Source organism: Brevundimonas sp. ZS04, from assembly GCF_001956865.1.
Lineage (GTDB): Bacteria > Pseudomonadota > Alphaproteobacteria > Caulobacterales > Caulobacteraceae > Brevundimonas > Brevundimonas diminuta.
Window position 1 is genome coordinate 84,402 of record NZ_MTHE01000008.1, and the last position, 24,983, is coordinate 109,384.

Annotated in this window: 23 protein-coding genes; 12 read left to right on the top strand and 11 right to left on the bottom strand. The window is 65.3% G+C overall.

Annotation, left to right across the window (positions count from 1 at the left end):
* Positions 1-94 precede the first annotated feature (94 nt).
* From BJP32_RS11565 to BJP32_RS11600, 8 genes are all read right to left on the bottom strand, one after another.
* Complete coding sequence (locus BJP32_RS11565) at positions 95-1,723, bottom strand: alkaline phosphatase family protein (protein WP_076224176.1); 1,629 nt, start codon at positions 1,721-1,723, stop codon at positions 95-97.
* A gap of 85 nt (positions 1,724-1,808) precedes the next feature.
* Positions 1,809-4,889 (bottom strand): TonB-dependent receptor, encoded by a 3,081-nt coding sequence (locus tag BJP32_RS11570; protein ID WP_076224178.1) that lies wholly within the window; start codon positions 4,887-4,889, stop codon positions 1,809-1,811.
* Positions 4,890-4,959: 70 nt separating this feature from the next.
* On the bottom strand, positions 4,960-5,925 hold the full coding sequence (locus BJP32_RS11575) for a FecR family protein (protein ID WP_076224180.1): 966 nt from the start codon (positions 5,923-5,925) through the stop codon (positions 4,960-4,962).
* Positions 5,922-6,497 (bottom strand): RNA polymerase sigma factor, encoded by a 576-nt coding sequence (locus BJP32_RS11580; protein ID WP_076224182.1) that lies wholly within the window; start codon positions 6,495-6,497, stop codon positions 5,922-5,924. The genes BJP32_RS11575 and BJP32_RS11580 overlap by 4 nt, the downstream gene beginning before the upstream one ends.
* 308 nt (positions 6,498-6,805) lie before the next feature.
* Positions 6,806-7,234: a DoxX family protein gene (locus tag BJP32_RS11585; protein ID WP_076224183.1), complete on the bottom strand. Its 429-nt coding sequence runs from the start codon at positions 7,232-7,234 to the stop codon at positions 6,806-6,808.
* Positions 7,231-7,995 (bottom strand): DNA-binding domain-containing protein, encoded by a 765-nt coding sequence (locus BJP32_RS11590; RefSeq protein WP_076224184.1) that lies wholly within the window; start codon positions 7,993-7,995, stop codon positions 7,231-7,233. Before BJP32_RS11590 ends, BJP32_RS11585 begins: the two co-directional genes overlap by 4 nt.
* Complete coding sequence (locus tag BJP32_RS11595; protein WP_076224185.1) at positions 7,992-8,861, bottom strand: DUF692 domain-containing protein; 870 nt, start codon at positions 8,859-8,861, stop codon at positions 7,992-7,994. Before BJP32_RS11595 ends, BJP32_RS11590 begins: the two co-directional genes overlap by 4 nt.
* The gene (locus BJP32_RS11600; RefSeq protein WP_076224187.1) at positions 8,861-9,154 is read right to left on the bottom strand and encodes a DUF2282 domain-containing protein; all 294 of its coding nucleotides are present in this window, start codon (positions 9,152-9,154) and stop codon (positions 8,861-8,863) included. Before BJP32_RS11600 ends, BJP32_RS11595 begins: the two co-directional genes overlap by 1 nt.
* 152 nt (positions 9,155-9,306) lie before the next feature.
* Here BJP32_RS11600 and BJP32_RS11605 point away from each other — a divergent pair, with 152 nt between their 5' ends.
* From BJP32_RS11605 to BJP32_RS11620, 3 genes are all read left to right on the top strand, one after another.
* The gene (locus BJP32_RS11605) at positions 9,307-9,849 is read left to right on the top strand and encodes a sigma-70 family RNA polymerase sigma factor (protein WP_076224277.1); all 543 of its coding nucleotides are present in this window, start codon (positions 9,307-9,309) and stop codon (positions 9,847-9,849) included.
* On the top strand, positions 9,839-10,474 hold the full coding sequence (locus BJP32_RS11610; RefSeq protein ID WP_076224188.1) for an NrsF family protein: 636 nt from the start codon (positions 9,839-9,841) through the stop codon (positions 10,472-10,474). The genes BJP32_RS11605 and BJP32_RS11610 overlap by 11 nt, the downstream gene beginning before the upstream one ends.
* A gap of 468 nt (positions 10,475-10,942) precedes the next feature.
* Complete coding sequence (locus BJP32_RS11620) at positions 10,943-12,271, top strand: integrase arm-type DNA-binding domain-containing protein (protein ID WP_128720229.1); 1,329 nt, start codon at positions 10,943-10,945, stop codon at positions 12,269-12,271.
* A 310-nt stretch (positions 12,272-12,581) separates the two neighbouring features.
* Here BJP32_RS11620 and BJP32_RS11625 read toward each other — a convergent pair whose 3' ends face one another.
* Both BJP32_RS11625 and BJP32_RS11630 read right to left on the bottom strand, forming a co-directional pair.
* Positions 12,582-12,911 carry a helix-turn-helix domain-containing protein gene (locus tag BJP32_RS11625; protein WP_052748048.1) on the bottom strand — a complete coding sequence of 110 codons (330 nt, stop codon included), beginning with the start codon at positions 12,909-12,911 and terminating at the stop codon, positions 12,582-12,584.
* Positions 12,912-13,076: 165 nt separating this feature from the next.
* Positions 13,077-13,559, bottom strand: a complete 483-nt coding sequence (locus BJP32_RS11630) for a hypothetical protein (protein WP_076224193.1) — start codon at positions 13,557-13,559, stop codon at positions 13,077-13,079.
* Between the two features lie 236 nt (positions 13,560-13,795).
* Here BJP32_RS11630 and BJP32_RS11635 point away from each other — a divergent pair, with 236 nt between their 5' ends.
* The 7 genes from BJP32_RS11635 to BJP32_RS11665 all read left to right on the top strand — a co-directional run bounded on the left by BJP32_RS11635 (position 13,796) and on the right by BJP32_RS11665 (position 21,860).
* Entirely contained in the window at positions 13,796-14,023 is a 228-nt protein-coding gene (locus tag BJP32_RS11635; protein ID WP_232464046.1) for a hypothetical protein, read from the top strand.
* A gap of 126 nt (positions 14,024-14,149) precedes the next feature.
* The gene (locus tag BJP32_RS11640; protein WP_232624029.1) at positions 14,150-14,524 is read left to right on the top strand and encodes a hypothetical protein; all 375 of its coding nucleotides are present in this window, start codon (positions 14,150-14,152) and stop codon (positions 14,522-14,524) included.
* A gap of 61 nt (positions 14,525-14,585) precedes the next feature.
* Positions 14,586-15,905 carry a TolC family protein gene (locus BJP32_RS11645; RefSeq protein WP_083673975.1) on the top strand — a complete coding sequence of 440 codons (1,320 nt, stop codon included), beginning with the start codon at positions 14,586-14,588 and terminating at the stop codon, positions 15,903-15,905.
* Complete coding sequence (locus tag BJP32_RS11650; protein WP_076224196.1) at positions 15,902-17,161, top strand: efflux RND transporter periplasmic adaptor subunit; 1,260 nt, start codon at positions 15,902-15,904, stop codon at positions 17,159-17,161. The genes BJP32_RS11645 and BJP32_RS11650 overlap by 4 nt, the downstream gene beginning before the upstream one ends.
* Positions 17,162-17,175: 14 nt before the next feature.
* Positions 17,176-20,361: an efflux RND transporter permease subunit gene (locus BJP32_RS11655; protein ID WP_046653314.1), complete on the top strand. Its 3,186-nt coding sequence runs from the start codon at positions 17,176-17,178 to the stop codon at positions 20,359-20,361.
* Between the two features lie 111 nt (positions 20,362-20,472).
* The gene (locus BJP32_RS11660) at positions 20,473-21,204 is read left to right on the top strand and encodes a HupE/UreJ family protein (protein ID WP_076224198.1); all 732 of its coding nucleotides are present in this window, start codon (positions 20,473-20,475) and stop codon (positions 21,202-21,204) included.
* A 14-nt stretch (positions 21,205-21,218) separates the two neighbouring features.
* The gene (locus tag BJP32_RS11665; RefSeq protein ID WP_076224200.1) at positions 21,219-21,860 is read left to right on the top strand and encodes a transmembrane anchor protein; all 642 of its coding nucleotides are present in this window, start codon (positions 21,219-21,221) and stop codon (positions 21,858-21,860) included.
* Positions 21,861-21,925: 65 nt separating this feature from the next.
* On the opposite strand, the gene BJP32_RS11670 is transcribed toward BJP32_RS11665, so the two are convergent.
* Positions 21,926-23,257 (bottom strand): MFS transporter, encoded by a 1,332-nt coding sequence (locus BJP32_RS11670; protein ID WP_076224202.1) that lies wholly within the window; start codon positions 23,255-23,257, stop codon positions 21,926-21,928.
* 66 nt (positions 23,258-23,323) lie between these two features.
* Here BJP32_RS11670 and BJP32_RS11675 point away from each other — a divergent pair, with 66 nt between their 5' ends.
* Positions 23,324-23,599: a metal-sensing transcriptional repressor gene (locus BJP32_RS11675; protein WP_076224204.1), complete on the top strand. Its 276-nt coding sequence runs from the start codon at positions 23,324-23,326 to the stop codon at positions 23,597-23,599.
* Positions 23,600-23,741: 142 nt separating this feature from the next.
* Positions 23,742-24,935, top strand: a complete 1,194-nt coding sequence (gene chrA, locus BJP32_RS11680; protein ID WP_076224205.1) for a chromate efflux transporter — start codon at positions 23,742-23,744, stop codon at positions 24,933-24,935.
* Positions 24,936-24,983 lie beyond the last annotated feature (48 nt).

A 24,983-nucleotide genomic window follows, 5' to 3' on the forward strand; every position in this document is an offset into this window, starting at 1 on the left:
GCCTCGGGGCTTTCTGCTGTTTGGACCACTTCAGCGTCAGAAGCGTCAGCCAGGTTGACGTGTCCTTGCTACTAGGAAGCAGTCAACGCGCCCGTCAGTCCCAGAGCGGCAAGGCGCGCCCCGAGACCGGCGGGGTTTGGATGCCGATGACAGTCGCCAGCGTCGGGGCGATGTCGATGGTTCGGATGGGGAGGAAGCGCTCCTGAGCCGGCGCGCTTGGCGTCCAGAAGAGAATGGGCACGCGTCGGTCGTAGTCCCAGGGCGTGCCATGGCCCGCGATATTGCCGCCCACCCGTCCGCCGCCGGTCACGTTCGGGGCGCGCACCATGATGATATCAGGTGACCGCACGGCTACCGTCGACAGGCGCATGCGTTCGCGAAGGGAAAGAATTTCAGGCTGCTCGCTGACGGGCAAGGGATCGGTCAGAAGGCGGTCGCGCGCTTCAACGAAGACGATGTCGGGCAAGTCTCGAAGCAGGGGGAGGGCGGCCTCGATGATCTGGCTCCGCAGCGGTTCGGGCAAGCTCATGCGGGCCCGGTCCGCCACGATCAGGCCGTTGCGACCGGACTGAAGCGGAGAGGCGTCTAGGTTGAAGCGCTGACGCAAGGCGGCGTTGACGGCCGCGAGCGGGGCGGAATCGATCCGATGGGCATGGGGATGGCCGCGTTGCGCCAGCCGCTCGACAAAGTCAGAGCCGCCATGGTCCGCCGTCAGGGCCAAGACAACGCCGCCGGGGATGGTCTCCAATCGGGTCAGGAACTGGCCCAAGGCCTGATCAAGGCGGTGCATCTGCTCGCACATTTCCGGTCCCTGAGTGCCGTAGGCGTGGCCGATGCGATCCGTCGCCGAGAGACTGACGCCGAGAAGGTCCGTCGTCTCGCTCTGGCCCAAGCGCTGGCTGTCGATAAGGTAGGCGGCGGCCTTCAGCGTTTCTTCATCTAGGGCGGGAGAGGAATCGAAATCGTCCTGGGCCGGCGGGACTTTGGAATGAAACGTCCGCCCGCCGACTTCCCAGTCGGATTCCAACGCGCGGCACTGGGGCTGGCTGTAGGTCCAGGCGTGGGGCGTCGCGGCCTGGCGGCGGCGGAACTCGACGTTGAAGGCGTCGACGGCGGCCAGACGCGCCGGGGCGCTCTGGTCCGGCTCGACATAGGTCGTCAGGCCGTAGTCGTCGGTGAACCAGTAGGCGCCGTCGGGATGGTGGCCGGCCAGATTGATCGCCCCCCGGTCCTTGCCCGATACGGCGAAGACGCGCGAGGCGGGGCGTTGGTCCTTGAGCCAGTCACCCAGGCTGGAGGCGCGGATATTGTCGGGGCCGACGGGGCCGTTATCGCTGTTACGGCCATGCGCCAGCGTGTTGCGCGGGGCGGACAGGCAATAGACTTCCTTCCCCGTCGTCGGATCGATCCAGTCATTCGAGGGGATGCCGGTCTGGGCAGGATGCATGCCGGTCAGGACCGTCGCGTGGCCGGGACAGGTCTCGGTCAGGCCATGGGTCTGATAGCCGTTGGTCGACACCAGGCTCTCGTCCGACAAGCGTCGCAGGCCGCTGGTCCAGCGGCTGCGATACTGGTTGAACAGGTTGGCGCTGAACTGATCGACCACGACAACGACGACCAGTTTCGGAGGATGGGATGAGGACGCAGCCGTGTCCTGAGCATGGACGAGGGTCGACGAAGCGCAGAGCAGCGCGGTCAGCGCGATTGCGAAGCGTTTGGACATGACTGATCCTGAAGGAGAGTTGGGCGCGTTGAACGCGGCGGAGATCGGCGACGCTCGCGCGAGCGTCGCCGGACCCGTCGTCGCTTTAGAACTCGATCTGGACGCCCAGGGTGAAGGCGCGGCCGATGACGCCATAGGCTGAGCTGTAGTTGTAGGCGTTTCCGCTTTCGGTGCCGTCCGGCAGGAAGGGGCCGTAGTCGTTGAAGATGTTCTTCACGGTGCCGAAAATCTTCAGGTTCGAATTGTTGATGTTCGGCTTGAAGCTGACGCTCAGGTCGTGGCGCCAGTACTCATCGAGGTAGAGATAGAGCGGGTCCGCCCAGCCGGCGGCGACAGCTTGCTGCTGGCGTTCCAGGCTGTCGACCACCTCGCCGATGAAGCGCGAGGACCAGCGCACGCTCCAGGCGTCATCGTACCAGGACAGGCCGAAGCGGGCCTCGTTCTTGGCTGTGCCGACCTCGCCGACCGTTTCCACCAGCTCGACCTTGTCGATGCTGTCGTACTCGGTGCTCAATTCAAGGCGGCGGCTGTAGTTGACGCTGGCGCGGAATGTGCCGGGCACCTTCCACTGCTCCAGATCGAAGCGATAGGAAGCGGCTACGTCCACGCCACGGGCGCGGGTTTCGTTGAGATTTTGCTCCTGGTTCAGGATGCGCGCCAGCTGCCCGTCTTCGTCACGGGTGATGGTGTCGCAGAAGACGTTGTCGGCGCCGGACGCATCTGAATAGCAGCCCAGCAACAGGGCCGAGTTGCTGAGCGACGCGATCACGTCGCTAATCTTGATGTCATAATAATCGACGCTGGCTTCGAAGCCCGGCAGATAGCTGGGACGATAGACCAAGCCGACCGTCAGGGTGTCTGCGGTTTCCTCGAACAGGTTCGGATTGCCGGCGTTCGGCGCCTTGATCTGCGTGTTCAGCTGGCGGAACGTCCCGTCGGGCGCTGCGGCGATGGCGGCGGCGATGCGGCTGTCGGCGCGGCAGTTCTGGGCGACGACGCCGGCTGTGCCGGCCGTCACCCCGCTGCAGATGTCGGCGACGGTGTCGGCGTCATCGCGCGGCGGCGAGAAGAGTTCGCTGGTGTCAGGCGCACGTTGGGCGCGGGCGTACTCCGTGCGGAGGCGTAGGTCGGAGATCGGCGACCATTGCAGGCCGGCGCGATAGCTGACGGTCGTGCCGACGGCCTCCAGGTTGTAGTCGGCGACGCGGACGGCCCCGTTGAACACCAGGCGATGCGCGAACGGCAGGTCAGCCAGCAGCGGAACCGAGGCTTCGGCGAAGACTTCGTTCGCCTTGATGGTCCCCTCGTATTCCGGGAGGAAGGACGAACTGGCCACGCCGCTCTGGATCAGCGGGTCGGTGCGCGTCTGGGTGTGGTCGCGGCGGCTTTCGAAACCGAAGGCGGTTTCGACGGGGCCGGCAGGAAGTTCGAACAGGGCGCCCGAGACGTAGCCTTCGATCGTGTCCTGACGATTGGTCGGGCGATAGAAGGTGTTGGCGCGGATGTAGTTCGCCATCTCAGGCGTGATCGAACCGACCCCGAAGATGTTCAGCGGCACGCAGCCGTCGGCGCGTGCCGCGGCGCTGCGACACTGAACGACGCCGTTGACGCGTTCGGAATCCAGAGCCCACTGAACGCGTTGCAGATTCAAGGTGTTGCCGCGGATCTGCTCGCCCGAGAACTTGCCGTAGCCGTAGGTCAACTTCCAGTCCCAGTCATTGGGCAGGCTGCCTTCGATGCCGACCCAGCTGCGGATGGTCTCGCGCTCATTGTGGATCAGGTTGGGACCGACCTCGACCACGCGGCGGCGGAAGTCGATGCCGGAGCTGGAGGCCGCAGCCTTGATTTCGGCGGGGGCGAAGGGGTTCAGTGTGCGCGACATGCGTCCGAGCGTGAACTCGTCGTTGACGCCGAACGAGGTCGTGTTGCTGAAGGTCGTTGGGGCGCGCGTCGAATCCGTCACGACGTTCGAATAGAGCAACTGCCCCCAGAGCTTGATGCCGTCGGTTACGGCGTAGTCGAACTTGACGGCGCCGTTCAGATTGTCGCGCGGGGTGATCAGCGTGCCCTCGGGACGGTCTTCATAACCGTCGACGGCGGTGACCATGTTGGGGCGCAGGCCGCTGTCATCGTAGAACCAGCGTCCGCTGACGAAGCGTCCGCCAGCGATGGAGGTCGAGCGATCCGGCGTGACGACCGTATTGCTGGCGGGCATGTACAGAATGGACTGCAGGGCGCGTTGCCGATCGGTCGCCTTCAGCTTGAACTGACGATCATAGGTCGCACCGGCCATCACATAGAGGCGGTCATCCAGAAACCGACCGCCGGCGCCGACCGAGTACTCGATCGAGTCGCCACCGCCGTCGTGGGTCGTTCCGCCGACGATGCGAGCGCGCACGCCGTTCAGATTGCGCTCGGTGATGATGTTGACCACCCCGGCGATGGCGTCGGAGCCATAGACGGCCGAGCCGCCGCCGGTCGTCACTTCGACGCGGTCGACGAAAAACTCGGGGATGGAGCTGAGGCTGACGGCGTTGCGGTTGCCGGCGTTGGAGACCGTACGGTGGCCGTCGATCAGGGTCAGGGTGCGGTTCTCTCCCAGGTTCCGCAGACTGATGGTCGAAAGGCCGTTGGCCTGGGTCGCGCTCTGGTTGTTGGCGAGAGAACTGCCTTCCTCAACCCCAGGAATGTCCGTCAGCGCCTCGGCCAGATCCATGTAGCCGCCCTCGAGCAGGGCTTCGCGTTCCATGCTGACGACGGGTGTGGCGGCGTCGAAGACGTTCTTCAGGCGCGAACCGGTGACGACCACTTCATCGACCGTCGAGGCGTGGTCGTCGTTCGCCGTTGTCTTCTGAACAGGCTGGCGCACGATGGCTAGGGCGCCGGAGCTGTCGCGTTGAACCGTCAGGCCGGTGCCCTCCAGCAGGCGACGAAGCGCGGTTTCAGCATCAACAGCCTCTCGAACGCCGCGCGTCCGAACGCCTCGTACGTCCTCGGTCCTGTAGACCAGTTGCACGCTGGCCTGGCGCGCATAGGCGTCTAATGCGCCTTGCAGCTCGCCCGATGGAACGTCGAAGTTTCGCGTCTGAGCCGCTGCCGCCCCCGCCAGTATCAACGCGCAAGCACTGCCTGTCAGCATGTGCCGCAAGAACGAGATCTTGGTCATAAACCCCCCTTGTCGTCCGGATTGGACGGCTATGGGATTGTGACAAGACGAAGGCGGAAACCCTCTACAGCTATTCTGATATTTTCACCGTTTCGTCGTCGCGGTCGATCTTCAGTCCATAGGCGCTTTGCAGCAGCCGCACGAAAGCTTCGACGTTGGTGGCCTCAAAACTCCCGCCGATGCGAATGGCGGCGGTCTGAGAGTCGAGCACTTTCAACTGGGTCTGGTTGTAGCGATTAAACTCGACGGCAGCGTCCGCCAGGGTGATCTGATCGAACACCAGAAGGCCGCGACGCCAAGCGAGTTGGTCGTCCACGTGCTGGTCCGACGTCCGGCTTTGCAGCACAGAGGCGCCCATGCCCGTCGCGACGTCGCCGCGATCCAGTACGACGGGCTTGGAAACGGGGTCTGCCTTCGAGCCGCTGAGGCGGACGCGTCCCTCAGCGACGAGAACCTGCACCTTGTCGCCGTCGCGTCGAACGCTGAAGCGTGTGCCCAGAACATGCACGCTCCGTGCGCCCATATGAACGGTGAAGGGGCGCGATGCGTCGTGGACGACTTCGAAATAGGCCTCGCCCTTGTCCAGCCAGGCTTCGCGGCTGTCGGGCGACATGGCGGTTCGCAGGCGGGTTTCTGTGTTCAGCTCGACGCGCGACCCATCGGACAAGGCCACGAGGCGGCGCTCTCCGGTGTCGGTCGCATAGTGAGCCGGTCGGGGCCAGAGCAGGGCGGCCGACGACAGCACAATCACCGCCAGGGCGGCCGCCAGGCCTGCGACCCAGCGAGGCCGGACTCGGCGGGGCATGGCGGGAGGCGGCGTTTCCGTGACGGCTTCAGCCAGGGTGTCGGGACCGCGAAGGGCGCCCAGGCGCCCAGTCTTTTCCCAAATATACTCGAGGCGCCAGAAGACGGTTTTGTGTTCGGCGGCGGCGTTCAGCCACGCGTCGAGGCGGGCTTGCTCCTCGCTTGAGAGCCCATCCGCCTGGCGCACCAGCCAGTAGGCTGCGGTATCTTCAATTTCATTGCGGGCGCTCATGGTTGAGACTCGCTTTTGGAGGCGGCCGTCTTGGGCGGAGATCGTCGTATTCGTCCTTGGCCGCCCATCATGTAGTCGGTGAGGGCTCGAAGACCATGAACCATCTGCTGTTCAACAGTGCTGACGCTGATGTTCAGATGAGCCGCCACCTCCTTGGTCGATAGGCCTTCGACGCGACGCAGCGTCATCACCTGTCGGCAACGCGCCGGGAGCCGTTCCAGGCCCGCCTGAACGCGCCTCAGTTCGTCTCTCGCCGTCAACTGTCTGTCCAGATCGGCCGACATCGCCTCTGGAAAGGAGGCTTCAAGATCGGCCACCAGATCAAAGGACACGATCTTGGCGCGTTTGGCGGTGTTGATGAGATGGTTCCGAGCCGTGGTGAACAGAAAGGCGCGAGCCTGAATCGGGAGTTGTCGTTGGGCCGCCGTGTAGACCTTGGTGTAGATGTCCTGCCTCAAGTCGGCCACGTCGCTTTCGTTGCGCCAGTTGCGACGGATGAATCGAGTCAGGGCGGCTTCGAGAGGAAACACCTCTCGAAAGAACCAGGCCCTCAGCTCTTCATCTTCGACCATCACGTTCCATTCCGCCGCGCTGGGCCGCGCCCAGGGCGATTCATCAGACACTTCAGTTCGATAATCCCCCTACAAGACCAATCCCGAAAACGAGAAGAAATCCGAGATGGTTGAGGATTCCGTCGTGCCCATGGTTTCAGCGCGTAGCAGCACCCGTTGGCTGGCTAGAAGTTCGCTTTGCGCGTCTGAGCCAACGTCCGCTGCTGGCGCTGAACAACACAGCGTTCACCGCGGAACTGCGTAGGGCTTCCTCGCCACGAGAGCCTCATTTCATGCAGGCTCGGACCGTGCGGCCTGCTGTTGCAGCGTCAGTCGATGTGCAGGGTGCGGTCGAGGCTGATGGCGCCGGGGCCGCGCGCAATCAGGTAGACGAGGGGGCCGGCCCATAGCAGGTGCGTCGGCCAACCGCCGGGCGCGACGAATATCTGGATCACCAGGGTCATCAGCAACAGGCCGAGCGCCGCCGGACGTGTCAGCAGGCCCAGCACCAGCAGGATGGGCAGCAGATGTTCGGCATAGGTCGCGAGGTAGGCCGCCGTTTCAGGCGCCAGCAGCGGCACGCGGTATTCTTCGGCGAAGAGGTAGTGGGTTGAGGGCGACAGGGTCAGCCAACCTTCGACCTTGGTGCGTCCAGACATGAAGAATGGGGCGGCGACGCCCAGGCGCAAAAGAAGCGCCAGAAACCACTCGGGAACGGCCGTGGCGAAACGACGGTGCAGGCGGGCTAGGGCGGTCATGAAGGCGTACTCGGGCGAGAGGGGGACATGAAGACGCCGAAGGCGATCAGTTCGGCGAAGAGGGCGGGCATATCCACGCCGGGCTGGGCGGCCTGGGCCGCCATGGCGGAGGCGGCGAAGGAGGCGCTGCGGCGGCCGGCGTCCAGGAAGGCCCACTGGGCGCGGGACAGGCGGTGCATCAGCACATGATCCTCGGGGCGATGGATCAGCAGCCCCTCGGGCGTCGGCCGCCAGGACAGTTCCGCCCCGGCGTGCGGGGCGCGGTGTGCGAGCCACAACGACGGCGCGCTCCAGTCGAACCAGAACAGGCGCGCGGACGGGAGAAGGCGGGCGGTCGTCCCGGTCAGCGCCAGGCCCAGGTTGGCGGCTTGGTGCGCGTTCATCACCGGGGCGTCCTGGGCCAGGTGCGCCTCGGTCCAGGCGCGGTCCAGGCGAGCGGCAGGCGCCAGGTAGGCCATCGGACGCGCGGGCTCGAAGCGGGCCAGCCAGGCGGGAAAGCCTTCTCCATAGGCGGCCATAACAGGAGACATGGCGGGCTCGTCCTCGACGTATTCGCGCGCGACAGCCCGGAACCAGTCGCGTCCGACCATGTCGACGATGGTCGGGTAGTTGGCTTCCAGGGCGTCGATCCAGCCCTTGGTCGCCGTGTTGCGATAGACGGCCAGGGCGCCGAGCGTGCGCTCGTCCGGCTCAAGGTGCGGCCACAGGTCGCCGAAACGACCCTCCAGCGCGATCGAGAAGGCGGCGTGAAAGGCGGTCATGCCGGCGTCCTTGTCGAAGAGGCCTGAGACTGCGCCTGAGCAAGGGTCTGGGCGGCGCGGGCCTGCTCGGACAGCAGTTCGGAAAAATCGGGAATCTGGCCATCGCGCTCGATCAGGGTCGGTCGGGAGCCGATGCGGGCGATCAGCCGTTCATGCAGGCGCCAGACGGCCTCGGCGACGGGGGCGTCATGACTGTCGATCAGCAGGGCCTCGCCCCATGTCGGATCGAGGCTGTGGCCGGCTAGGTGGATTTCTCCCACCAGTTCGCCCGGCGCGCGATCGATCCAGTCCTCGGCGGAAAAGCCCATGTTGGCGGCGCTGACGTGGACGTTGTTCACGTCGATCAGCAGACCGCAGCCGGTGCGACGCGCGATCTCGGTCAGGAAGTCGACCTCGTCCCAGTCGTGGCCCGCCATCGGCAGATAGGCCGTTGGGTTCTCGATCAGCAGCCGGCGCCCCAGAGCGTTCTGCGCTTCGTCGATGTGGCGGCAGACCAGCGTCAGCATTTCGCGGCTGCGCGGAACGGGCAGCAGGTCAGGGTGATAGACCCCGCCCCGTTGCGACCAGGCCAGGTGCTCGGACACCACGAAGGGCTCGAAGCGGTCGATCAGGGCGCGATATCGGGCCAGATGCCCGCGATCCGGGCGTTCGTCCCCGGCCAGGGACAGGCCGACCCCATGCAGGGACAGCGGCCGGCGCGAACGGATGCGCTCCAGCCAGGTCAGGCGCGGCCCGCCCGCGACCATGTAGTTCTCGGGGTGGACCTCGAACCACAGGCCGTCCTGGGCGCCGACCGCCGGGCAGGCCTCGGCCTCGGCGTAGTGCTGGGGCTTCAGACCCAGCCCGGCGGTCGGTGCGGCGGACATCAGCGGTTCGGGATCGGGCTCAGCGAGCCGTTGCCCTTAGGCGTCTTGATCGCGGTGCAGGTGCCGCGCGGGGTCAGCTTCCAGGCGTTGCCCTGATAGTCGCGGGTCGACGTGCCGGCGCAGGTGGTGCCGGGGCCGGCGGCGCAGTCGTTCTGACCGGCCTTGGCGACGCCGTAGCACTTCTCCATGCCGCGTTCCTGCTCGGCCGTGGGGATGGTCTGGGCGACGGCGGCGTTCGCGCCCAGGGCCAGCAGGGCGCCGGCGGCGACCAGAAGCTTGGCGGGGATATTCATCGGATCGTCTCCTGTGATGGGCCGCCCGGGATCGAGGCGGCCTGACTCAGGAGGGTTCGACGGCGAGGGGCGGCAGGTTACGAAAAATATTTCGACGTTCGGGGCCTGTGGGCGTGTAACCTTTGACCCGGCCGACGCGAATGGTGGAGGGCGTGGTCGACAGAGAAGCCGAACTGAAGAGGTTGATGGTGCGGGGGCTCGACGGCGACCCCGTGGCTTGGCGCGCCCTGTTGATGGAGATGCGCGGCGCTCTGACGCCCTTCTTCAAGCGCCGTCTGATCGGTCGCGAGGCGGATACGGAGGATCTCGTGCAAGACTGCCTGATCGCCATTCACGCCAAACGGGCGACTTATGACCGGTCGCTGCCGTTCACGGCATGGGCCTATGCGATCGCTCGCTACAAGCTGATCGACCATCTGCGCCGTCAGGGGCGTCGGCACGACGTTCCGCTGGAGGACGCCTCGGTTCTGCTGGCCGAGCATACGGTCGAGGACGGCGCCGTGCGTCGCGACCTGCGGCGCGTGCTGTCCATCCTGCCGCTGCGTCAGCGCAGACTGATCGAGGATGTCCGCATCGGCGGCTACAGCCTGGCCGAGGCGGCGGCGCGCAATGGATTCACCGAGGGCGCGGCCAAGGTCAGCGTCCATCGCTCCATGAAGACCCTGACCGCCAGCGTGTCCGCTGATGAAGACTGACGACCTGATCGACGCCCTGGCCGTCGGGCTGGAGCCGGTGAAGCCTGCGCGCGCCAGTTCGTTGCTGCTGGCCGCCGCCGTCGTCGCGTCAGTCGTCGGCGTGGTCGTGCTGTTGGGCGTCCGTCCTGATCTGATTCAGGCCATGGGCGGACTGACGTCTTGGCTGAAAGGCCTCTACACCCTGGCGCTGGCGGCGGCCGCTCTGCGCCTGACGACGCGACTGGGGCGGCCCGGTGCGGACGCTCGCCCGGCCGCGATGCTCCTGTTCGCTGTCGTGGCGGTCGTGACGGCCGCTGGCGCGATTGAATTGGCGCTGACGACGCCGGACCAACGTATGGCCGTATGGCTGGGCCGGACGTGGGACGTCTGCGGCCGCAACATCCTGTTGATCTCGGCCGTGACAGCCCCGTTCGTCTATCTGTCGGCCAGGCGTCTGGCGCCGACACGGCCGTCGGCGGGCGGGGCGGCGCTGGGCATGATGACCGGCGCCGTGGCGGCGACCGCCTACGGTCTGTTGCACTGTCCCGAGGCCACGGTCGCTTTCGTCGCCACCTGGTACACCCTGGGCGTGGCCGCCGCCGGCGCGATCGGCGCTCTTATTGGGCGCTTCGCCCTGCGCTGGTGAAACAGCCTCATGAGGTCTGAGACATCTGTCCGCTGGTCAGAGCGAACGGCTCTTTGAGTGGAGGGAGCATCGTCTTGAGGTTGGCTGGATTGAATATCCAGAACTTCGCCCACGCCGACTGACGCATATCGGCGAGCGGTTTGGTTTGCCGCCGTTGCCATCATCAGAGATCGTGTTTCACTCGACGCTGACGGCCCCGAAATCGAAGGCCGTGTTGCGAACCATCGTCTGCGCTTTTCGGGAGCAGGAAGGCCTGAAGAATCATGAATTGCCTAGTGTCCCAAAAATGGACGGTAATTCAGATTGTTATCTCATTTCTGAACGCTGCCTTTGGTCGCTGTCAGAGAGGCTCTCGGGGGCCATTTGGGATCACTTAGGACGACTTACGACCACTGTTAGTGGCACGGTGGGTGGTCTGTCTGGCGTGGGAAGTGCTGCTCGAACCTCGAACTTTGAACGAGGTAAAGAATGACAAACCACAAGAACAGAAAGGGCAATCGCGCCCGCTTGACGCGCAAGCTGATCGACAAAGCGCAAGCCGATCATGTGCAGGGAAAGCGGGTGCGCCTATGGGACACAGACGTGCCCCAACTGTACGTCCAGATTACGCCCGGAGGGTCCGCCAGCTACTACATCCGCTATCCGAGGACTGACGGCAGCAAGAATGACTTTCGGCTGTGCGCAGCTTCCCTTCCGCCCGAAGACGCACGCCGTGGAGCGCTTCAGCGGTTGGCTGCGCTGCAACTGGAAGGAATTGATCCCGCCGTTGAACGTCGTGACGACATTGCAGCCGCGAAACGCGGAAAGGTGGAAACGGTCAGCGCCCTGGCGGAGTTGTTCGACGAGGCCCACCCGCATTTTTCGGAGGGGGATAAGAAGGCGAGAAGCTACCTGCTGGGGCGCTTCGTGTTGCCACGCATAGGCGATCGTCCCTTCAGGGAAATTTCGAAACCTGAGATGAAGGATTTGGTTCGCAGCATCCAAAGCCAGATTGCGATAGATGCCCGCCATCCCCGATTCAATGGGCATTCCACGGCCAACCAAATCCAGTCCATTGTCCGCAGAATGTACAACTGGGCGATCTCTGATCGGGAGTGGTTGTCCGAAAACCCCGCGTCGTTCCCGGCCCTCTTTGAAGACAATCTGGAACAACGTCCCGAGTACTTTGATCCGGATTCATTTGCCAAAATCTGGCATGCGAACGTCGCACGCGCCACCGGTAAGGACACGCGGATCAGTGTCGCGCTTGCGACGCTGATCTATCTGGTGACACTCCAGCGACCCGTTGATGTTGCTCGCGCGCAGCGGGAGCATATCAATTTGTCGGAGGCCACCTGGATTGTTCCGAAACATCTGACCAAGAAAAAGCGGAAGCCCTACTATGTGCCTCTGACTCCGCTGGCTATGCGGTTGATCCAGACGCAGATGGAGCGCAGTTCCAGCACGTATCTCTTCCCGACATGTGGGCGCGGCGACCACCTCTTGAGGGGGTCGATGGGAGGTGCCTTTATGGCCATGCGCAACCAGATGGTTGAGGCTGGCGAACTTCCGTCGAAAGAACTGCAATTGTACGACGGTCGACGATACGGACGCACTGTCATTGAAGAAGACTTGGGCTTTCCGGAGCGTGTCGCAGAGCACGTCATCAACCACTACGATGAAAACCAGCCTTCGCGCCGCTACAACGTTCGTACAATGCGCGAGAAGGTGCGGGCCGCTCAGAATGCCTGGAGCGATGAAATCGCTCGAATGGTGGGGCCGCACGCGTTTAGCCCTGCGCCTTCGGATAAGCAGTAACGTCCCGGAAGCACGTTTCTCCTGCCGCAAATTCCGACAATAACTGTCAATGCATTTGAGGCAGCCCCAGGCGCCGCGTGTCAGAGATTCTGACATGCGGCGTCTTACAATTGGTGAGGCCTCATCCCTTCAATTTGGCAACGTTCATATGGGCCCAAAGCCCCACATCCACGAGCGCCGATCGCGCTGCCAGCGCCTGACGGCGCGCTGATGTTTAGGCCGGCGGGGTACGAGGACGCCGCCTCTCAGGTATGCGAGGCGGCGTGAAATTGATGGAGCCGTCGAGTGAAGGGTTCGCGCGTCGGGGAGACTAACCACGATCCGTGGATTGCACCGATCGCAACGGGCGCATCGGTCGCCGTAGCGTCATCGGGGAATGGTCAGCGGCATAGGAGATGCGAACGGTGCGCGCTTCGCGGGTGTTGGACACCATTTGAGCGGCCATGTGTTCCATGAGGTCGGACAGGCGATAGCGCGGATCGCGCCGCAAGGCGGCCGAGTAGCGAGGGCCGTGGCCGCGAAGGCGCCATTTCGAAAGCGTCTCGACCTTCACGCCGATGTAGGCGGCGGCTTCTTCGGCTGTCAGCCAGCGGTTCTCCAGCGGGCTCAGGCTGGGCGCATCACGTTCGTCGTTCTTCATGGTTTCTCCTTGCTTCGTTGCACATCTCCTGTGGGTCAGTGCGAGTTAATAGTGAGATTTACGAAAACTTAACCGAAAACATTAGTCAAGAAAAAAATAGCAAAAACTAGACGATTTGTTGGTTAATTCAGTATTAGCGTAAACAAAATCTACATTGAATCGTGATTATCGTGGAATGTATTCGCGAAAGCGGTTCTCCAAGAAATCAGCAATCACCTGCCAAGGCTTACTCGGCGACGGGTCAATAGCCGCCTTTCGCTTCACCTCAGCCAAGAGCGCTTCCCGCTCCATGTAGGCCGCAACGGCAGCATATTGCGCGCGTCGTTCAGGCGCCCCTCGCTGGCTCAGTCGGACGACCTCTTCAAGACTGCGGTTACTTTTCAAGCGATTAGCCTGGTCGCTGATGACCCTGACATTGCCAGGCTGATAGCCTTTGGCGGGATTGATCCGATCAAGAGAGGGGGAACTGGCGGACCTCGCCGTACCCACGGTCAAGGGCAGACCAAGAACGGGGCAACGGCGCGGCATGGAGATGTCCTGACGCCGAAGCGTATAGGGTACGCCCTGACGGACAGCGCGCTGACGTGCTCGCGTCAAAAGCGCGGAAGTGGGACGAGTTTTACGCGCAACGCTAAGGTAGCCGCGCATGTAGGCAGCATTGCAGCTTCGGCAGGTTCGGCGTTGGCTCGGCTTTCCATGGAGCGGACAAGTCGGTTGATCCGGTTTAACGTCATTCATAGAGGCACCTCCCTTCATGTATTGGTGCTATTTATCAAATATGGTGCTATTGGTCAATCATGAATTCTGAGCGCGACACAAGCCCCTCCGGCGCCGTCGTTACTGGGGCGCAGTTGCGCGCAGCGCGCGGGCTTTTGAATATGTCCGTGTCCGATCTGGCTGAGCGTACGGGGCTGGCGCTGAACACCGTTCGAAAGGCCGAAAGCACCAACGCCGCTGCGCCCGTCACAACGGCAAATGCACGGTTGCTTGTTGCAACTTTGGAAGACGCTGGTGTCGTATTCATCCCTGCAGGAATGCTCGGAGCCGGAGTGCAGCTACGCTTTCCGGACCAGGAGCCACTGAAGCGACGGCGCGATTATAAAGGCGAGTAGGGCCAAACCGCTGCGACCTTCACGCAGTTGCATCGTGGACGGTTTCCCCGTAACGAAATTCGATCGGGGAATTTCGATTTGCCACGCTTGTTCCGTTTCCTTTGCGTCTGCCTGGGCGTGACCGTCATGGTCGCGGTGCAGATGCATGGCGTGCAGAATAATCAGCACAGGATCGAACACGGCCTTCAGTTCCCTGGCGTTTCCTATGAAGACACAGCCGATCTGGCTCACGACCATGACCACGGTCACAGCCATGACGCGGCGACGAACGACGATGGCTCGGCTAACGCTCAGGCGATGGATGTCGCCGATGAAAGCGGCAAATCCCCTCTCAGCCATCACCATCACAGCGGGGGCGACATTCATGTGGCCCTGGCGACGCCTGTCCATCCGATCGGCGCGGGCGTGGTGACCTCGCTCGACCTTGGCCCGGCGCCCGACGCCGTGCCGCCCGGCGCCGTTCTCGACGCGCCGCTCCAGCCTCCCAGACAGAACGCCTGATCGCCTGAAAAGCTGATCCTGCGCGGCCTTATGGCCGTGCGCGTCCTGTTGGAGACATCTCTTGAAACCTTCCCAATCCGGCGTTGCCGGATGGCGAGGGCGAGGCGCGGCCGTATCCGCCCTCGCGCTCGCCCTGGCGGCGGCATGGTCGCCGCCCGCCATCGCGCTTGCCCAGTCGCCGGCTTCTGCTGAAGCCGCCTCTGGTCCGGCCCTCACCCTTGAAGGCGCGCTGCGGCGCGCCGCCGCCGCCGATCCGGCGCGACCGGGTCTCGACGCGCGCCTGCGCGGCGTCGAGGCCGGAGTCCGCCAGGCCGGCCTTCGTCCCAATCCGACCCTGGGTCTGATGGTCGAAAACCTGCCCACCCTGGGCGGAGGCGACATTCTGGGGCGAACCGAAACCACCCTGACCTATGAGCAGAAGCTGGAACGGGGCGGCGATCGATCCGCCCGCACCGGCCTGGCGCAAAGCGAAGGCCTGCTGATCACGGCCCAGGCCCAGATCGCGCAACTGGATCGCCTCGAACTGGTGCAGCGCGCCTGGGTCGACGCCATGGCGGCAGAAGCCCAGCTGGAGATCGCGCGGGAGCGGCTTTCGCTCGCGGAACGCTTCCAGACGGAAGTTCAGCGTCGCGTGAACGCGGCCCGCGATCCCCTGTTCGCGGGGGCGCGCGCCGAGGCCGAACTAGCTCAGGCCCAGATCGATTTCGATCAGGCCGAGATCGCCGTTCGCGTCGCGCGCATCGTCCTGGCCAAGTTCTGGGACGGCGCCGCCGACTTCCGAATGGGAGCCTCCGACTTCGAGGACACCAGCGCCGCTCGCGTCGCCGCCGGCGCTGTGGCCCAAGCGGACCTCGAAGCCTTCCGCGCCCGCCAGGCTATCTCCGACGCCCAGGTTCGCCTGGAGCAGGCGCGCGCCGTGCCCGATCCCACGGTCAGCGTCGGCGTCCGGCACATCTGGGACAATGAGGTGGCTCTGGTCTTCGGCGGGTCCGTGCCGCTGCAGCGCTACGACCGGAACCAGGGCGCCATCGACCGCGCCCGCGCTGACGGTCTGGCGGCCCAGGCCGATCAAAACGCCCTGCGCCTTGAGCGCGAGCGGGAAATCGCCCGCCTCCAGGTGCAGCTTCTGGCCCGCGCCAATGAAGCCCGGCGCATCGCTGAGGAAACCCAGCCCCAGGCTGAACGGGCCGTCGTCCTGGTCCGCGAGGGCTTTGCGCGCGGCGGCTTCACCTACAACGACGTGATGAGCGCCCATGCGGCCTTGCTGCAGACCAAGGCCCGTCGCGTCGCGGTGCTGCAGACCTTCCACAACGACCGCGCGCGGCTCGACCGCCTGACCGGCGCGCACGCCGACCTGCTCGGCCTGGAGACCCAACCATGAAGACGTCCCGCACTTCCGCAACCGCACTCGGCTGCGTCCTGGCCGCCGTCGCCCTGACGCTGGCCGCCTGCGGCGGCGGCGACAAGGCCGCCAAGCCCGAAGGCGAGGCGGCCGCCGCCGCCGACTACGAACGCGGACCGCACAACGGCCGCCTGCTTCGCGACGGCGACTTCGCCATCGAGGTGACCATCTACGAGGAAGGGCCGGAACCGCTCTTCCGCCTCTATCCCTACCTGAACGACAAGCCGCTCGATCCCAAGCAGGTGCAGGCGAACATCGCCCTGAGCCGCCTGGGGCCGAAGGTGGATCGCTTCGTCTTCACCCCCGAGAACGACTACCTGGCCAGTCCGGGCGTCGTGTCCGAGCCCCACTCGTTCGACGTCGCGGTCAGCGCCGTTCGCGCGGGCAAGCGCTCGGCCTGGTCCTATCAGTCCTATGAGGGCCGGACGGTCATCAGCGCCGACGCCGCCCAAGCCGGCGGCGTCACCACCCAGCAGGCCGGCCCCGCCGTTCTCGGCGAGAGCCTGCCGCTCAGCGGCCGGGTCGAGATCACGCCGGAGGGCCAGGCCGAGGTTCACGCCCGCTATCCGGGTAGGGTGATGTCCATGACCGTGGAACTGGGCCAGCGCGTCTCGCGCGGGCAGGTCGTCGCCCGCGTGGAGTCGAGCGAAAGCCTCCAGACCTATTCGGTCACCGCGCCCATCTCGGGCGTGATCACCGCCAAGAACGTCAATCCCGGCTCCATCACCGGCGGCGGCGCCCCCATGCTGACGATCGGCGACCCGACCCGGCTTCACGCCGAGTTCTTCCTCTATCCGCGCGACGCCGAACGCGTTCGCGTCGGTCAAAGGATCGAGATCAAGAGCCAGGCGGGCGAGCACACGGCCAGCGGCGTCATCGAGGCGATCCTGCCGGCCGACGACGTGCTCAGCCAGACCCTCGTGGCCCATGTCGAACTGCCCTACCAGGGCGGCGTCTGGCGGCCGGGCCTCGGGGTTTCGGGACTGGTGCAGGTCGGCCAGGGCGAGGTGCCGCTGGCGGTGCGCACCAAGGCGCTGCAGCCGTTCCGCGACTTCACCGTGGTCTACGCCAAGGTCGGCGACACCTATGAGGTGCGCATGCTCGACCTGGGCCGTCGCACCGAAGAGTGGACCGAGGTCCTGGGCGGCATCGAGCCGGGCACGACCTATGTCGTCGACGGCGCCTTCCTCATTCGCGCGGACATCGACAAGTCCGGCGCGAGCCACGACCACTAGGGGGATGCGTCACCATGCTTGAACGCATCATCAGCCTGTCGATCCGGCATCGCTGGGTCGTGCTGGCGCTCGTCCTCGTGGCGGTCGTCATCGGCGTCTGGAGTTTCCAGAAGCTGCCGATCGACGCCACGCCCGACATCACCAACGTCCAGATTCAGATCAATACGGAGGCGCCCGGCTATTCGCCGCTTGAAGCCGAACAACGCATCACCTTCCCGGTCGAGACCGCGGTCGCCGGCGTGCCGGGCCTGTCCTACACCCGATCCGTCTCGCGCTACGGCCTGAGCCAGGTGACGGTCGTTTTCGAGGACGGGACCGACATCTACCGGGCGCGGCAACTGGTCAACGAGCGGCTTCAGACCGCGCGCGGCCAGCTTCCGTCCGGCCTGTCGCCCGAACTGGGGCCGATCGCCACCGGCCTGGGCGAAATCTTCATGTACACGATCGAGGCCAAGCCCGGCGCCCGCAAGGCCGACGGCACGCCCTACTCGCCTGAGGACCTTCGCACCCTGCAGGACTGGGTCATCCGTCCGCAGATGCGCAACACGCCCGGCGTCACCGAGGTCAACACCATCGGCGGCTTCGAGCGCCAGTACCACGTCACGCCCCGTCCCGAACGGCTGGCCGCCTTCGGCGTCACCATGGACGAGGTCGTTTCGGCGCTGGAGCGCAACAACGCCAACGTCGGCGCCGGCTATGTCGAACGCTACGGCGAGCAGTGGCTGATCCGCGTGCCGGGTCAGGCCTCGACGACGCAGGACCTGTCCAACATCGTCATCACCACGCGCGGCGGCGTGCCCATTCGGATCGCCGAGGTCGCCGAAGTCGGCCTGGGCGAACAGCTTCGCACCGGCGCGGCGACGGAGAACGGCAAGGAGACGGTCCTGGCGACCGTCCTGATGCTGGCCGGTGAAAACAGCCGCGTCGTCGCCCAGGCGGCGGCGGCCCGGCTGGAGGAAGCGGCCAAGGCCCTGCCGGACGGCGTGGTCGCCTCGCCCGTCTATGACCGCACCGACCTGGTCGAGCGGGCCATCAAGACGGTCGAGAAGAACCTGCTTGAGGGCGCCCTGCTCGTGATCGTGGTGCTGTTCCTGCTTCTGGGGAACTTCCGCGCCGCCCTGATCACGGCGGCGGTCATCCCGATCACCATGATGATGACCATCACCGGCATGGTGCGCACCGGCGTGTCGGGCAATCTGATGAGCCTGGGCGCGCTGGACTTCGGCCTGATCGTCGACGGCGCCGTCATCATCGTCGAGAACTGCCTGCGGCGCTTCGCCGAAGCCCAGCATCAGCAGGGCCGCCTGCTGACCCGTGACGAACGCTTCTCCCTGGCGGCGCGCGCGTCCAGCGAAGTGATCCGGCCGTCCCTGTTCGGCGTCCTGATCATCACCCTGGTCTATGTGCCGATTTTCGCCCTGGACGGGGTCGAGGGCAAAACCTTCCACCCCATGGCCATCACCGTGGTCATCGCCCTGACCGCCGCCCTGGTCCTGTCCCTGACCTTCGTGCCGGCGGCGGTGGCGATGTTCGTCACCGGCAAGGTGCAGGAGAAGGACAGCTTCCTGATGCGCTGGGCGCGCACCGGCTATCAGCCGGCGCTCGACTTCGCCCTGAGGACGCGCGTGGCCATGGTCGCCGTAGCCGTGGCCCTCGTCGTGGGCGCGGCCCTGATCGCCTCACGCATGGGTTCGGAGTTCGTGCCGAACCTGGACGAAGGCGACATCGCCATGCACGCCCTGCGCATCCCCGGCACTAGCCTGACCCAGGCCGTCGAGATGCAGACCGCTCTCGAAGCCCGTCTGGCGAAGTTCCCGGAGGTCGAACGCGTCGTCGCCAAGATCGGCACGGCGGCGGTCGCCACCGACCCTGTGCCGCCCTCGGTCGCGGACACCTTCATCCTGCTGAAGGACCGCAAGGACTGGCCTGATCCCCGCAAGCCGAAACTCCAGCTCGTTCGCGAGATGGAAGAGGCGGTGAACGCGGTGCCGGGCAGCAAGTACGAGTTCACCCAGCCCATCCAGATGCGGTTCAACGAACTGCTGTCCGGCGTCCGGGCCGACGTCGCCATCAAGGTCCACGGCGACGACCTGGATCAACTCGTGGCGCTCGGCTCCCAGATCGAGGAGATCGTCGGCTCCGTGCCCGGCGCCGCCGATCCGCAGTCAGAGCAGGTCACCGGCCTGCCCATGCTGCAGATCACGCCGAACCGGGACGCCATTGCGCGCCTGGGCCTGAGCATCGACGACGTTCAGTCGGTGATCTCGACCTCCATGGGCGGGGCCACGGCGGGGCAAATCTTCGAGGGCGACCGACGCTTCGACATCGTCGTGCGCCTGCCGGAAGACCTGCGGCGCAACACTGACGCCATCGGCCGCATTCAGGTGCCGCTTCCGGGTGCAAACGGTCAGCCGCGCGGCTTCGTGCCGCTCAGCGAGATCGCGACGATCGCGCTGGAGACCGGCCCGAACCAGATCAGTCGCGAAGACGGCAAGCGCCGCATCGTCGTGACCGCCAATGTTCGGAACCGCGACCTCGGCTCCTTCATCGGCGAGGTGCGCGAGCGCGTCGAACAGGAAGTCGATCTGCCCGCCGGCTACTGGATTTCCTATGGCGGCACCTTCGAGCAGCTGATCTCGGCGGCCAAGCGGTTGCAACTGGTCGTTCCGGCGGTCCTGCTGCTGATCTTCGGCCTGCTGTTCGCGCTGTTCCGCTCCTGGCGGGACAGCGCCATCGTCTTTTCCGGCGTGCCCCTGGCGCTGACCGGCGGGGTGGCGGCGCTGGCGCTGCGGGGCCTGCCTTTGTCGATCTCGGCCGGCGTCGGCTTCATCGCCCTGTCGGGCGTGGCCGTGCTGAACGGCGTCGTCATGGTCAGCTTCATCCGGGGCCTGATCGAAGAGGGCAAGCCCGTGGGCCAGGCCATTCGGGAGGGGGCGCTGACGCGCCTGCGCCCGGTGCTGATGACCGCCCTGGTCGCCAGCCTCGGCTTCGTCCCCATGGCGGTGAACGTCGGCGCCGGCGCGGAGGTCCAGCGTCCGCTGGCCACCGTCGTCATCGGCGGCATCGTCTCCTCGACGATCCTGACCCTGCTCGTGCTCCCGGCGCTCTACAGCCTGGTGCACGGCCGGGACGCCCCGACGGATCGGCCCAGGCCCGCCTGGCTGGACCACCTCCCCTTCCGCCGCCGTCGGGCGCTCTGAAGCGGTCGGCCGCCCTGTTTCGGGGCGGCCGCTCGTCAGCGCCTCAACCCATCACCGATGCCCGCCGATGACGGCGGACGTCGCGCTTTCCCTCCAATCGCAAGGATGCACATGACTTCCGCACCCTGCCGCGACCGACTGTCGTGGCTTCGATCACCCTGGACCCTGGCGGTCCTGGCGGTCGGCTTCCTCTTCCTTGAAGGCCTGCTCAGCCAGGTCCTCGCCCACGGCGTCGCCGCAGGCGACAAGGGCTACATCCAGGAGACTTCAGGCTTCCTGTTCTGGCCCTTCGTCTATCTGGGGGCCAAGCACATGGTCACCGGCTACGACCACCTGCTGTTCCTGTTTGGCGTGATCTTCTTCCTCTACCGGATGAAGGACATCGGCATCTATGTGACTCTGTTCGCCATCGGCCACTCGTCGACCCTCCTGCTCGGGGTGCTGATGAACATCAGCGTCTCCAGCTATCTGGTCGACGCCATCATCGGCCTGTCCGTCGTCTACAAGGCCCTGGACAACATGGGCGCCTATCAAAGGTGGTTCGGCTTCCAGCCCTCCACCAAGGCGGCCACGATGATCTTCGGCCTCTTCCATGGCTTCGGTCTCGCCACCAAGCTGCAGGACTTCCAACTCTCGCCCGACGGCCTGCTGTGGAACCTCGTGGCCTTCAACATCGGCGTCGAAATCGGACAACTGCTCGCCCTGGGCGGCATCCTCATCCTAATGGGCTTCTGGCGCCGCACGAACGGCTTCTGGAAACACGCCTACCTCACCAACGTCGTGCTGATGACGCTCGGCTTCATTCTGACGGGCTATCAGCTCGTCGGCTTCTTCGTCATGTGATCGGAGACACCCTCATGTACAATGCAAACCGCCCCTCCAAAGCCGACCTGCCGACCACGGGCCAACTGTTGAAGTCGACCGGCATCGCCGCCGCTGTGGCCTCCGTGCTCCTGGTCACCGTCGTCCTGCCCGCCGAATACGGCGTCGATCCGACCCGCATCGGTTCGGTCTTCGGTCTCACCGAAATGGGCCGCATCAAGCAGCAACTCGCCAAGGAGGCCGAAGCCGACGCCGCAGCTGACGCGGCCGCTGTAGATGCTGTCCCTGTGGCGGCGTCGCCGAGCCCCGTTGCGCCAGCCGCCACCGTTCCAGCCGCCGCCCCGACGGCCACGCCCAGCGTCGGCCGCACGGACGAAACCGTCCTGACGCTGCAGCCTGATCAAGGTGCCGAGATCAAGCTGGTCATGGAAGAAGGCGCGACAGCGCGCTTCACTTGGACCAGCAGCGGCGGCAAGATCAACTTCGACACCCACGCAGACCGACCAGGCGTCTCCTACCACGGCTACGGCAAGGGCTCCTCCCAAAGGGAGGAAGGCGTTCTGACGGCGGCCTTTACCGGTAGCCATGGCTGGTTCTGGCGCAACCGCACCGGTCAGCCCGTAACCATCACCCTTAAAACCATTGGCGCCTATACCGAGATCAAGCGCGTCGTCTGACGTAAATCCCGACACCTATAGACAGGGCGCGCCGTTGCACGGCGCGCCCTGATTTCTTTACGGCGTCACACGCGATTCTTGGGCCACCGGCGGTGATTGTCATCAATCACAACAGGGTGGGCGTGTGCTACGCCTTCCGCATCGGGGCGCATTCCCTCGCTCAGGTGCGCGTGATCCGGCTCCATGTCGTGGTGGTCGTGCAGCAGGTTCAGCGGATCGTGCGCAGGCCAGACGAAGAGCGCCAGAAGGGCGCCGAGGCCGCACAGTCCCGCCAGAACGACGAAGGCCATCTGAGGATCAGCTTCGGCCGACACCATCCCCGCGACCGGATAGGCGATCAACCAACAGGCGTGCGACAGGGCGAACTGGGCCGCAAACAGGGCCGGCCGTTCCGCCGCCGACGAGGACCGCCGCAGGGCGCGGCCCGCAGGCGTGATGGTCAGCGAGTAGCCAAAGCCCATGACGATCCACAGACCGATCAGCACCGGATAGCTGCGGGCGAACAGCGCACCGGCGATGAGCACGGCGGTCATCAGGACGGCGCCCGACACCATGGCGCTGCGATCCGTCACCCGCTCCAGCGTCTTGGGAAGCAGGAAGGCGGCCGTCATCGACCCGCCTCCGAATGCCGCCAAGGCCCAGGCGGTCGCCTGCTGCGACAGGCCGAAGTTCGACTGCACCAGGACGACAGTGTTGACGAAGACCATGGCGCCGCCCGCCGCCGTCGCCAGGCTAACCGCCAGCAGGCCGCGCAGGCGTGGCGTCAGGGCGAACAGCTTCACGCCTCCGGTCAGACGACGCAGGAACGGCAGGCTCTGCGACGCCGACAGCTTGGGCAGGACCGCCGTCACGACGAAGCCCGCTGACAGGATGAAGCCCAGCGCGGTCCCGACGAAGAGGTTGTGATAGCTGATGAAGGCCAATAGCACCGCCGCCAGCACGGGGCTGGCGACGCTTTCCAGATCGGCCGCCAGTCGGGACAAGGACAGGGCCTTAGTGTACTCGCCCTCGTCCTCCAGCAGGTCGGGGATCATGGCCTGGAAAGCCGGGGTGAAGGCGGCTGAGGCGACGTAGAGCACCGTCATAAGTCCGTAGACCTGCCAGGCCTCGTTGACGAAGGGCAGCGAAGCCGCAACGCCAGCGCGCACCACATCCAGCGAGACCAGCAGGGTCTTGCGCGGCAGGCGAGACGCCAGGGCGCTGGCGAAAGGCGCCACCCCGACATAGGCGATCATCTTGATCGCCAGGGCCACGCCGAGGATTTCACCCGCGCTGGCGCCCGCCAGGTCATGCGCCAGCAGGCCCAGGGCCACGGTCGCCATGCCGGTTCCGAGCAGGGCCGCCACCTGGGCGATGAACAGGTGACGATAGGCGGCGTTCCTGAGGGGAGAGAACATCACGGGCCTTTCGATGCGGCGTTTTCGCGTTTGACCTATCCCCACCAGGGGGATAGGTCAAATTGCATGGCACACATCTCTCACGCGTCTCATCCCGAAGTCATCAAACGCCTGAAGCGCGCCGAGGGGCATATGCGGACCGTCATCCAGATGATGGAGGACAGGAGGGCCTGCGTTGATCTCGCCCAACAGCTTCACGCCATCGAGAAGGCGGTCGCAGCGGCGAAGAAGACCCTGATCCACGACCACATCGACCACTGCTTGGCCCATGCCGCTGACGGCGACCCTGTCGAGGCGAAGCAGGCGATGGCCGAGTTCCGGGAAATCACCAAGTACCTGTGACGTCAGCTTCCAACCGGCAGGACGTCGCCCTGCCAATCCGCCTCCGGTAACGCTATGATCGGCGGGCAGGCAGTCGCGGCTGCCCTGCTGGTGCGATGCGTCAAACGCACGTCGTCGTCCGCGCGACCCGTGAGGCAAGGCCATGACTACGTCGCCAGACACCCTCGGTCCGCCCCGCCTTTCGCTGGCGGCGCTGTTTCTCAAATTCCTGCGTTTCGGTTTCCTGGCGTTCGGCGGCCCCGTCGCCCAGATCGCCATGATCCGCCGCACCCTCGTCGATGAAGAGCGATGGATTTCCAGTCCGCGCTTCAACCGCCTTCTGGCGGTGATGCAGGTGCTTCCCGGACCTGAAGCCCACGAACTGTGCGTCCACATGGGCATGATGGCGCGCGGTCGGATCGGCGGTCTGCTCGCGGGCCTCGGCTTCATGTTGCCCGGCTTCGTTCTAATGCTGGCGGCGGCATGGCTCTATGAGCGCTTCATCGCCGGGCAGTCGAGCCTGACCGGCTTGCTTTTGGGCGTCCAGATCGTCGTGGTCGCCATCATCATCCGCGCCGTGCATCGGATCGGCTCCCACGTCCTGGAAGACCGTTTGTTGTGGATGCTGGCGATCGGGGCCTTCATCGCCTCTCTCCTCCATGCGCCCTTCTGGATACCGCTTGCCGCCTGCGGCCTGATCTACGCCCTGGAGCAACGGCCGTGGGCAGGCGTCGCCATCGCCGTTGTCGCCGTCTTCACCGCCATCCTGTTCGGCCTCCATCTGGAGATCGCCCCGTCTGCGGTCGCGATCTCGGCCGAGCCGTCGCCTCAACTCGCCGCTCTGTTCGTCGCCGGATTGAAGGGCGGCCTGCTGACCTTCGGCGGCGCCTACACCGCAATTCCCTATGTACGCGCCGACACCGTCGGACGCGGCTGGTTGCCGGACGGCGTCTTCCTGGACGGCGTGGCGCTGGCCGGCGTTCTGCCGGCGCCTCTGGTGATTTTCGGCACCTTCACGGGCTATGTGGTCGGCGGCTGGGCGGGCGCGCTGGCGGTCACTGCCGGCATTTTCCTGCCCGCCTTCGCCTTCTCGATGGTGCTGTTCAATCACCTGGAGGCCGTGGTCGAGAACCCGGCGTTGCACCGCCTCCTGGCAGGCGTGGCGGCCGCCGTTGTCGGCGTCATCGCCGCCACTTCGCTTCAACTGGCCTGGACCACAGCCCAATCGGCGCCGTCGTTGTGGATCGCAGGTTTGATCTTCATCGCCGCACTGGCCGCTGCGTGGCGGCTCAAGCCGCGCTGGATGCCGCTGCTGATCTTAGGGGGCGCTGCTGCTGGCGGCCTTGCTTTATACTGAGGTCGTAGGAGATCCAGCGCCACGTCAAGACCTTTAGTGGGCTCTAAA

Bases quoted from the DNA above. Each gene is read 5' to 3' on its own strand.
- BJP32_RS11565 (WP_076224176.1), bottom strand. From the start codon at position 1,723: ATGTCCAAACGCTTCGCAATCGCGCTGACCGCGCTGCTCTGCGCTTCG.
- BJP32_RS11570 (WP_076224178.1), bottom strand. From the start codon at position 4,889: ATGACCAAGATCTCGTTCTTGCGGCACATGCTGACAGGCAGTGCTTGC.
- BJP32_RS11575 (WP_076224180.1), bottom strand. From the start codon at position 5,925: ATGAGCGCCCGCAATGAAATTGAAGATACCGCAGCCTACTGGCTGGTG.
- BJP32_RS11580 (WP_076224182.1), bottom strand. From the start codon at position 6,497: ATGGTCGAAGATGAAGAGCTGAGGGCCTGGTTCTTTCGAGAGGTGTTT.
- BJP32_RS11585 (WP_076224183.1), bottom strand. From the start codon at position 7,234: ATGACCGCCCTAGCCCGCCTGCACCGTCGTTTCGCCACGGCCGTTCCC.
- BJP32_RS11590 (WP_076224184.1), bottom strand. From the start codon at position 7,995: ATGACCGCCTTTCACGCCGCCTTCTCGATCGCGCTGGAGGGTCGTTTC.
- BJP32_RS11595 (WP_076224185.1), bottom strand. From the start codon at position 8,861: ATGTCCGCCGCACCGACCGCCGGGCTGGGTCTGAAGCCCCAGCACTAC.
- BJP32_RS11600 (WP_076224187.1), bottom strand. From the start codon at position 9,154: ATGAATATCCCCGCCAAGCTTCTGGTCGCCGCCGGCGCCCTGCTGGCC.
- BJP32_RS11610 (WP_076224188.1), top strand. From the start codon at position 9,839: ATGAAGACTGACGACCTGATCGACGCCCTGGCCGTCGGGCTGGAGCCG.
- BJP32_RS11620 (WP_128720229.1), top strand. From the start codon at position 10,943: ATGACAAACCACAAGAACAGAAAGGGCAATCGCGCCCGCTTGACGCGC.
- BJP32_RS11625 (WP_052748048.1), bottom strand. From the start codon at position 12,911: ATGAAGAACGACGAACGTGATGCGCCCAGCCTGAGCCCGCTGGAGAAC.
- BJP32_RS11630 (WP_076224193.1), bottom strand. From the start codon at position 13,559: ATGCGCGGCTACCTTAGCGTTGCGCGTAAAACTCGTCCCACTTCCGCG.
- BJP32_RS11640 (WP_232624029.1), top strand. From the start codon at position 14,150: ATGGTCGCGGTGCAGATGCATGGCGTGCAGAATAATCAGCACAGGATC.
- BJP32_RS11650 (WP_076224196.1), top strand. From the start codon at position 15,902: ATGAAGACGTCCCGCACTTCCGCAACCGCACTCGGCTGCGTCCTGGCC.
- BJP32_RS11655 (WP_046653314.1), top strand. From the start codon at position 17,176: ATGCTTGAACGCATCATCAGCCTGTCGATCCGGCATCGCTGGGTCGTG.
- BJP32_RS11660 (WP_076224198.1), top strand. From the start codon at position 20,473: ATGACTTCCGCACCCTGCCGCGACCGACTGTCGTGGCTTCGATCACCC.
- BJP32_RS11665 (WP_076224200.1), top strand. From the start codon at position 21,219: ATGTACAATGCAAACCGCCCCTCCAAAGCCGACCTGCCGACCACGGGC.
- BJP32_RS11670 (WP_076224202.1), bottom strand. From the start codon at position 23,257: ATGTTCTCTCCCCTCAGGAACGCCGCCTATCGTCACCTGTTCATCGCC.
- BJP32_RS11675 (WP_076224204.1), top strand. From the start codon at position 23,324: ATGGCACACATCTCTCACGCGTCTCATCCCGAAGTCATCAAACGCCTG.
- chrA (WP_076224205.1), top strand. From the start codon at position 23,742: ATGACTACGTCGCCAGACACCCTCGGTCCGCCCCGCCTTTCGCTGGCG.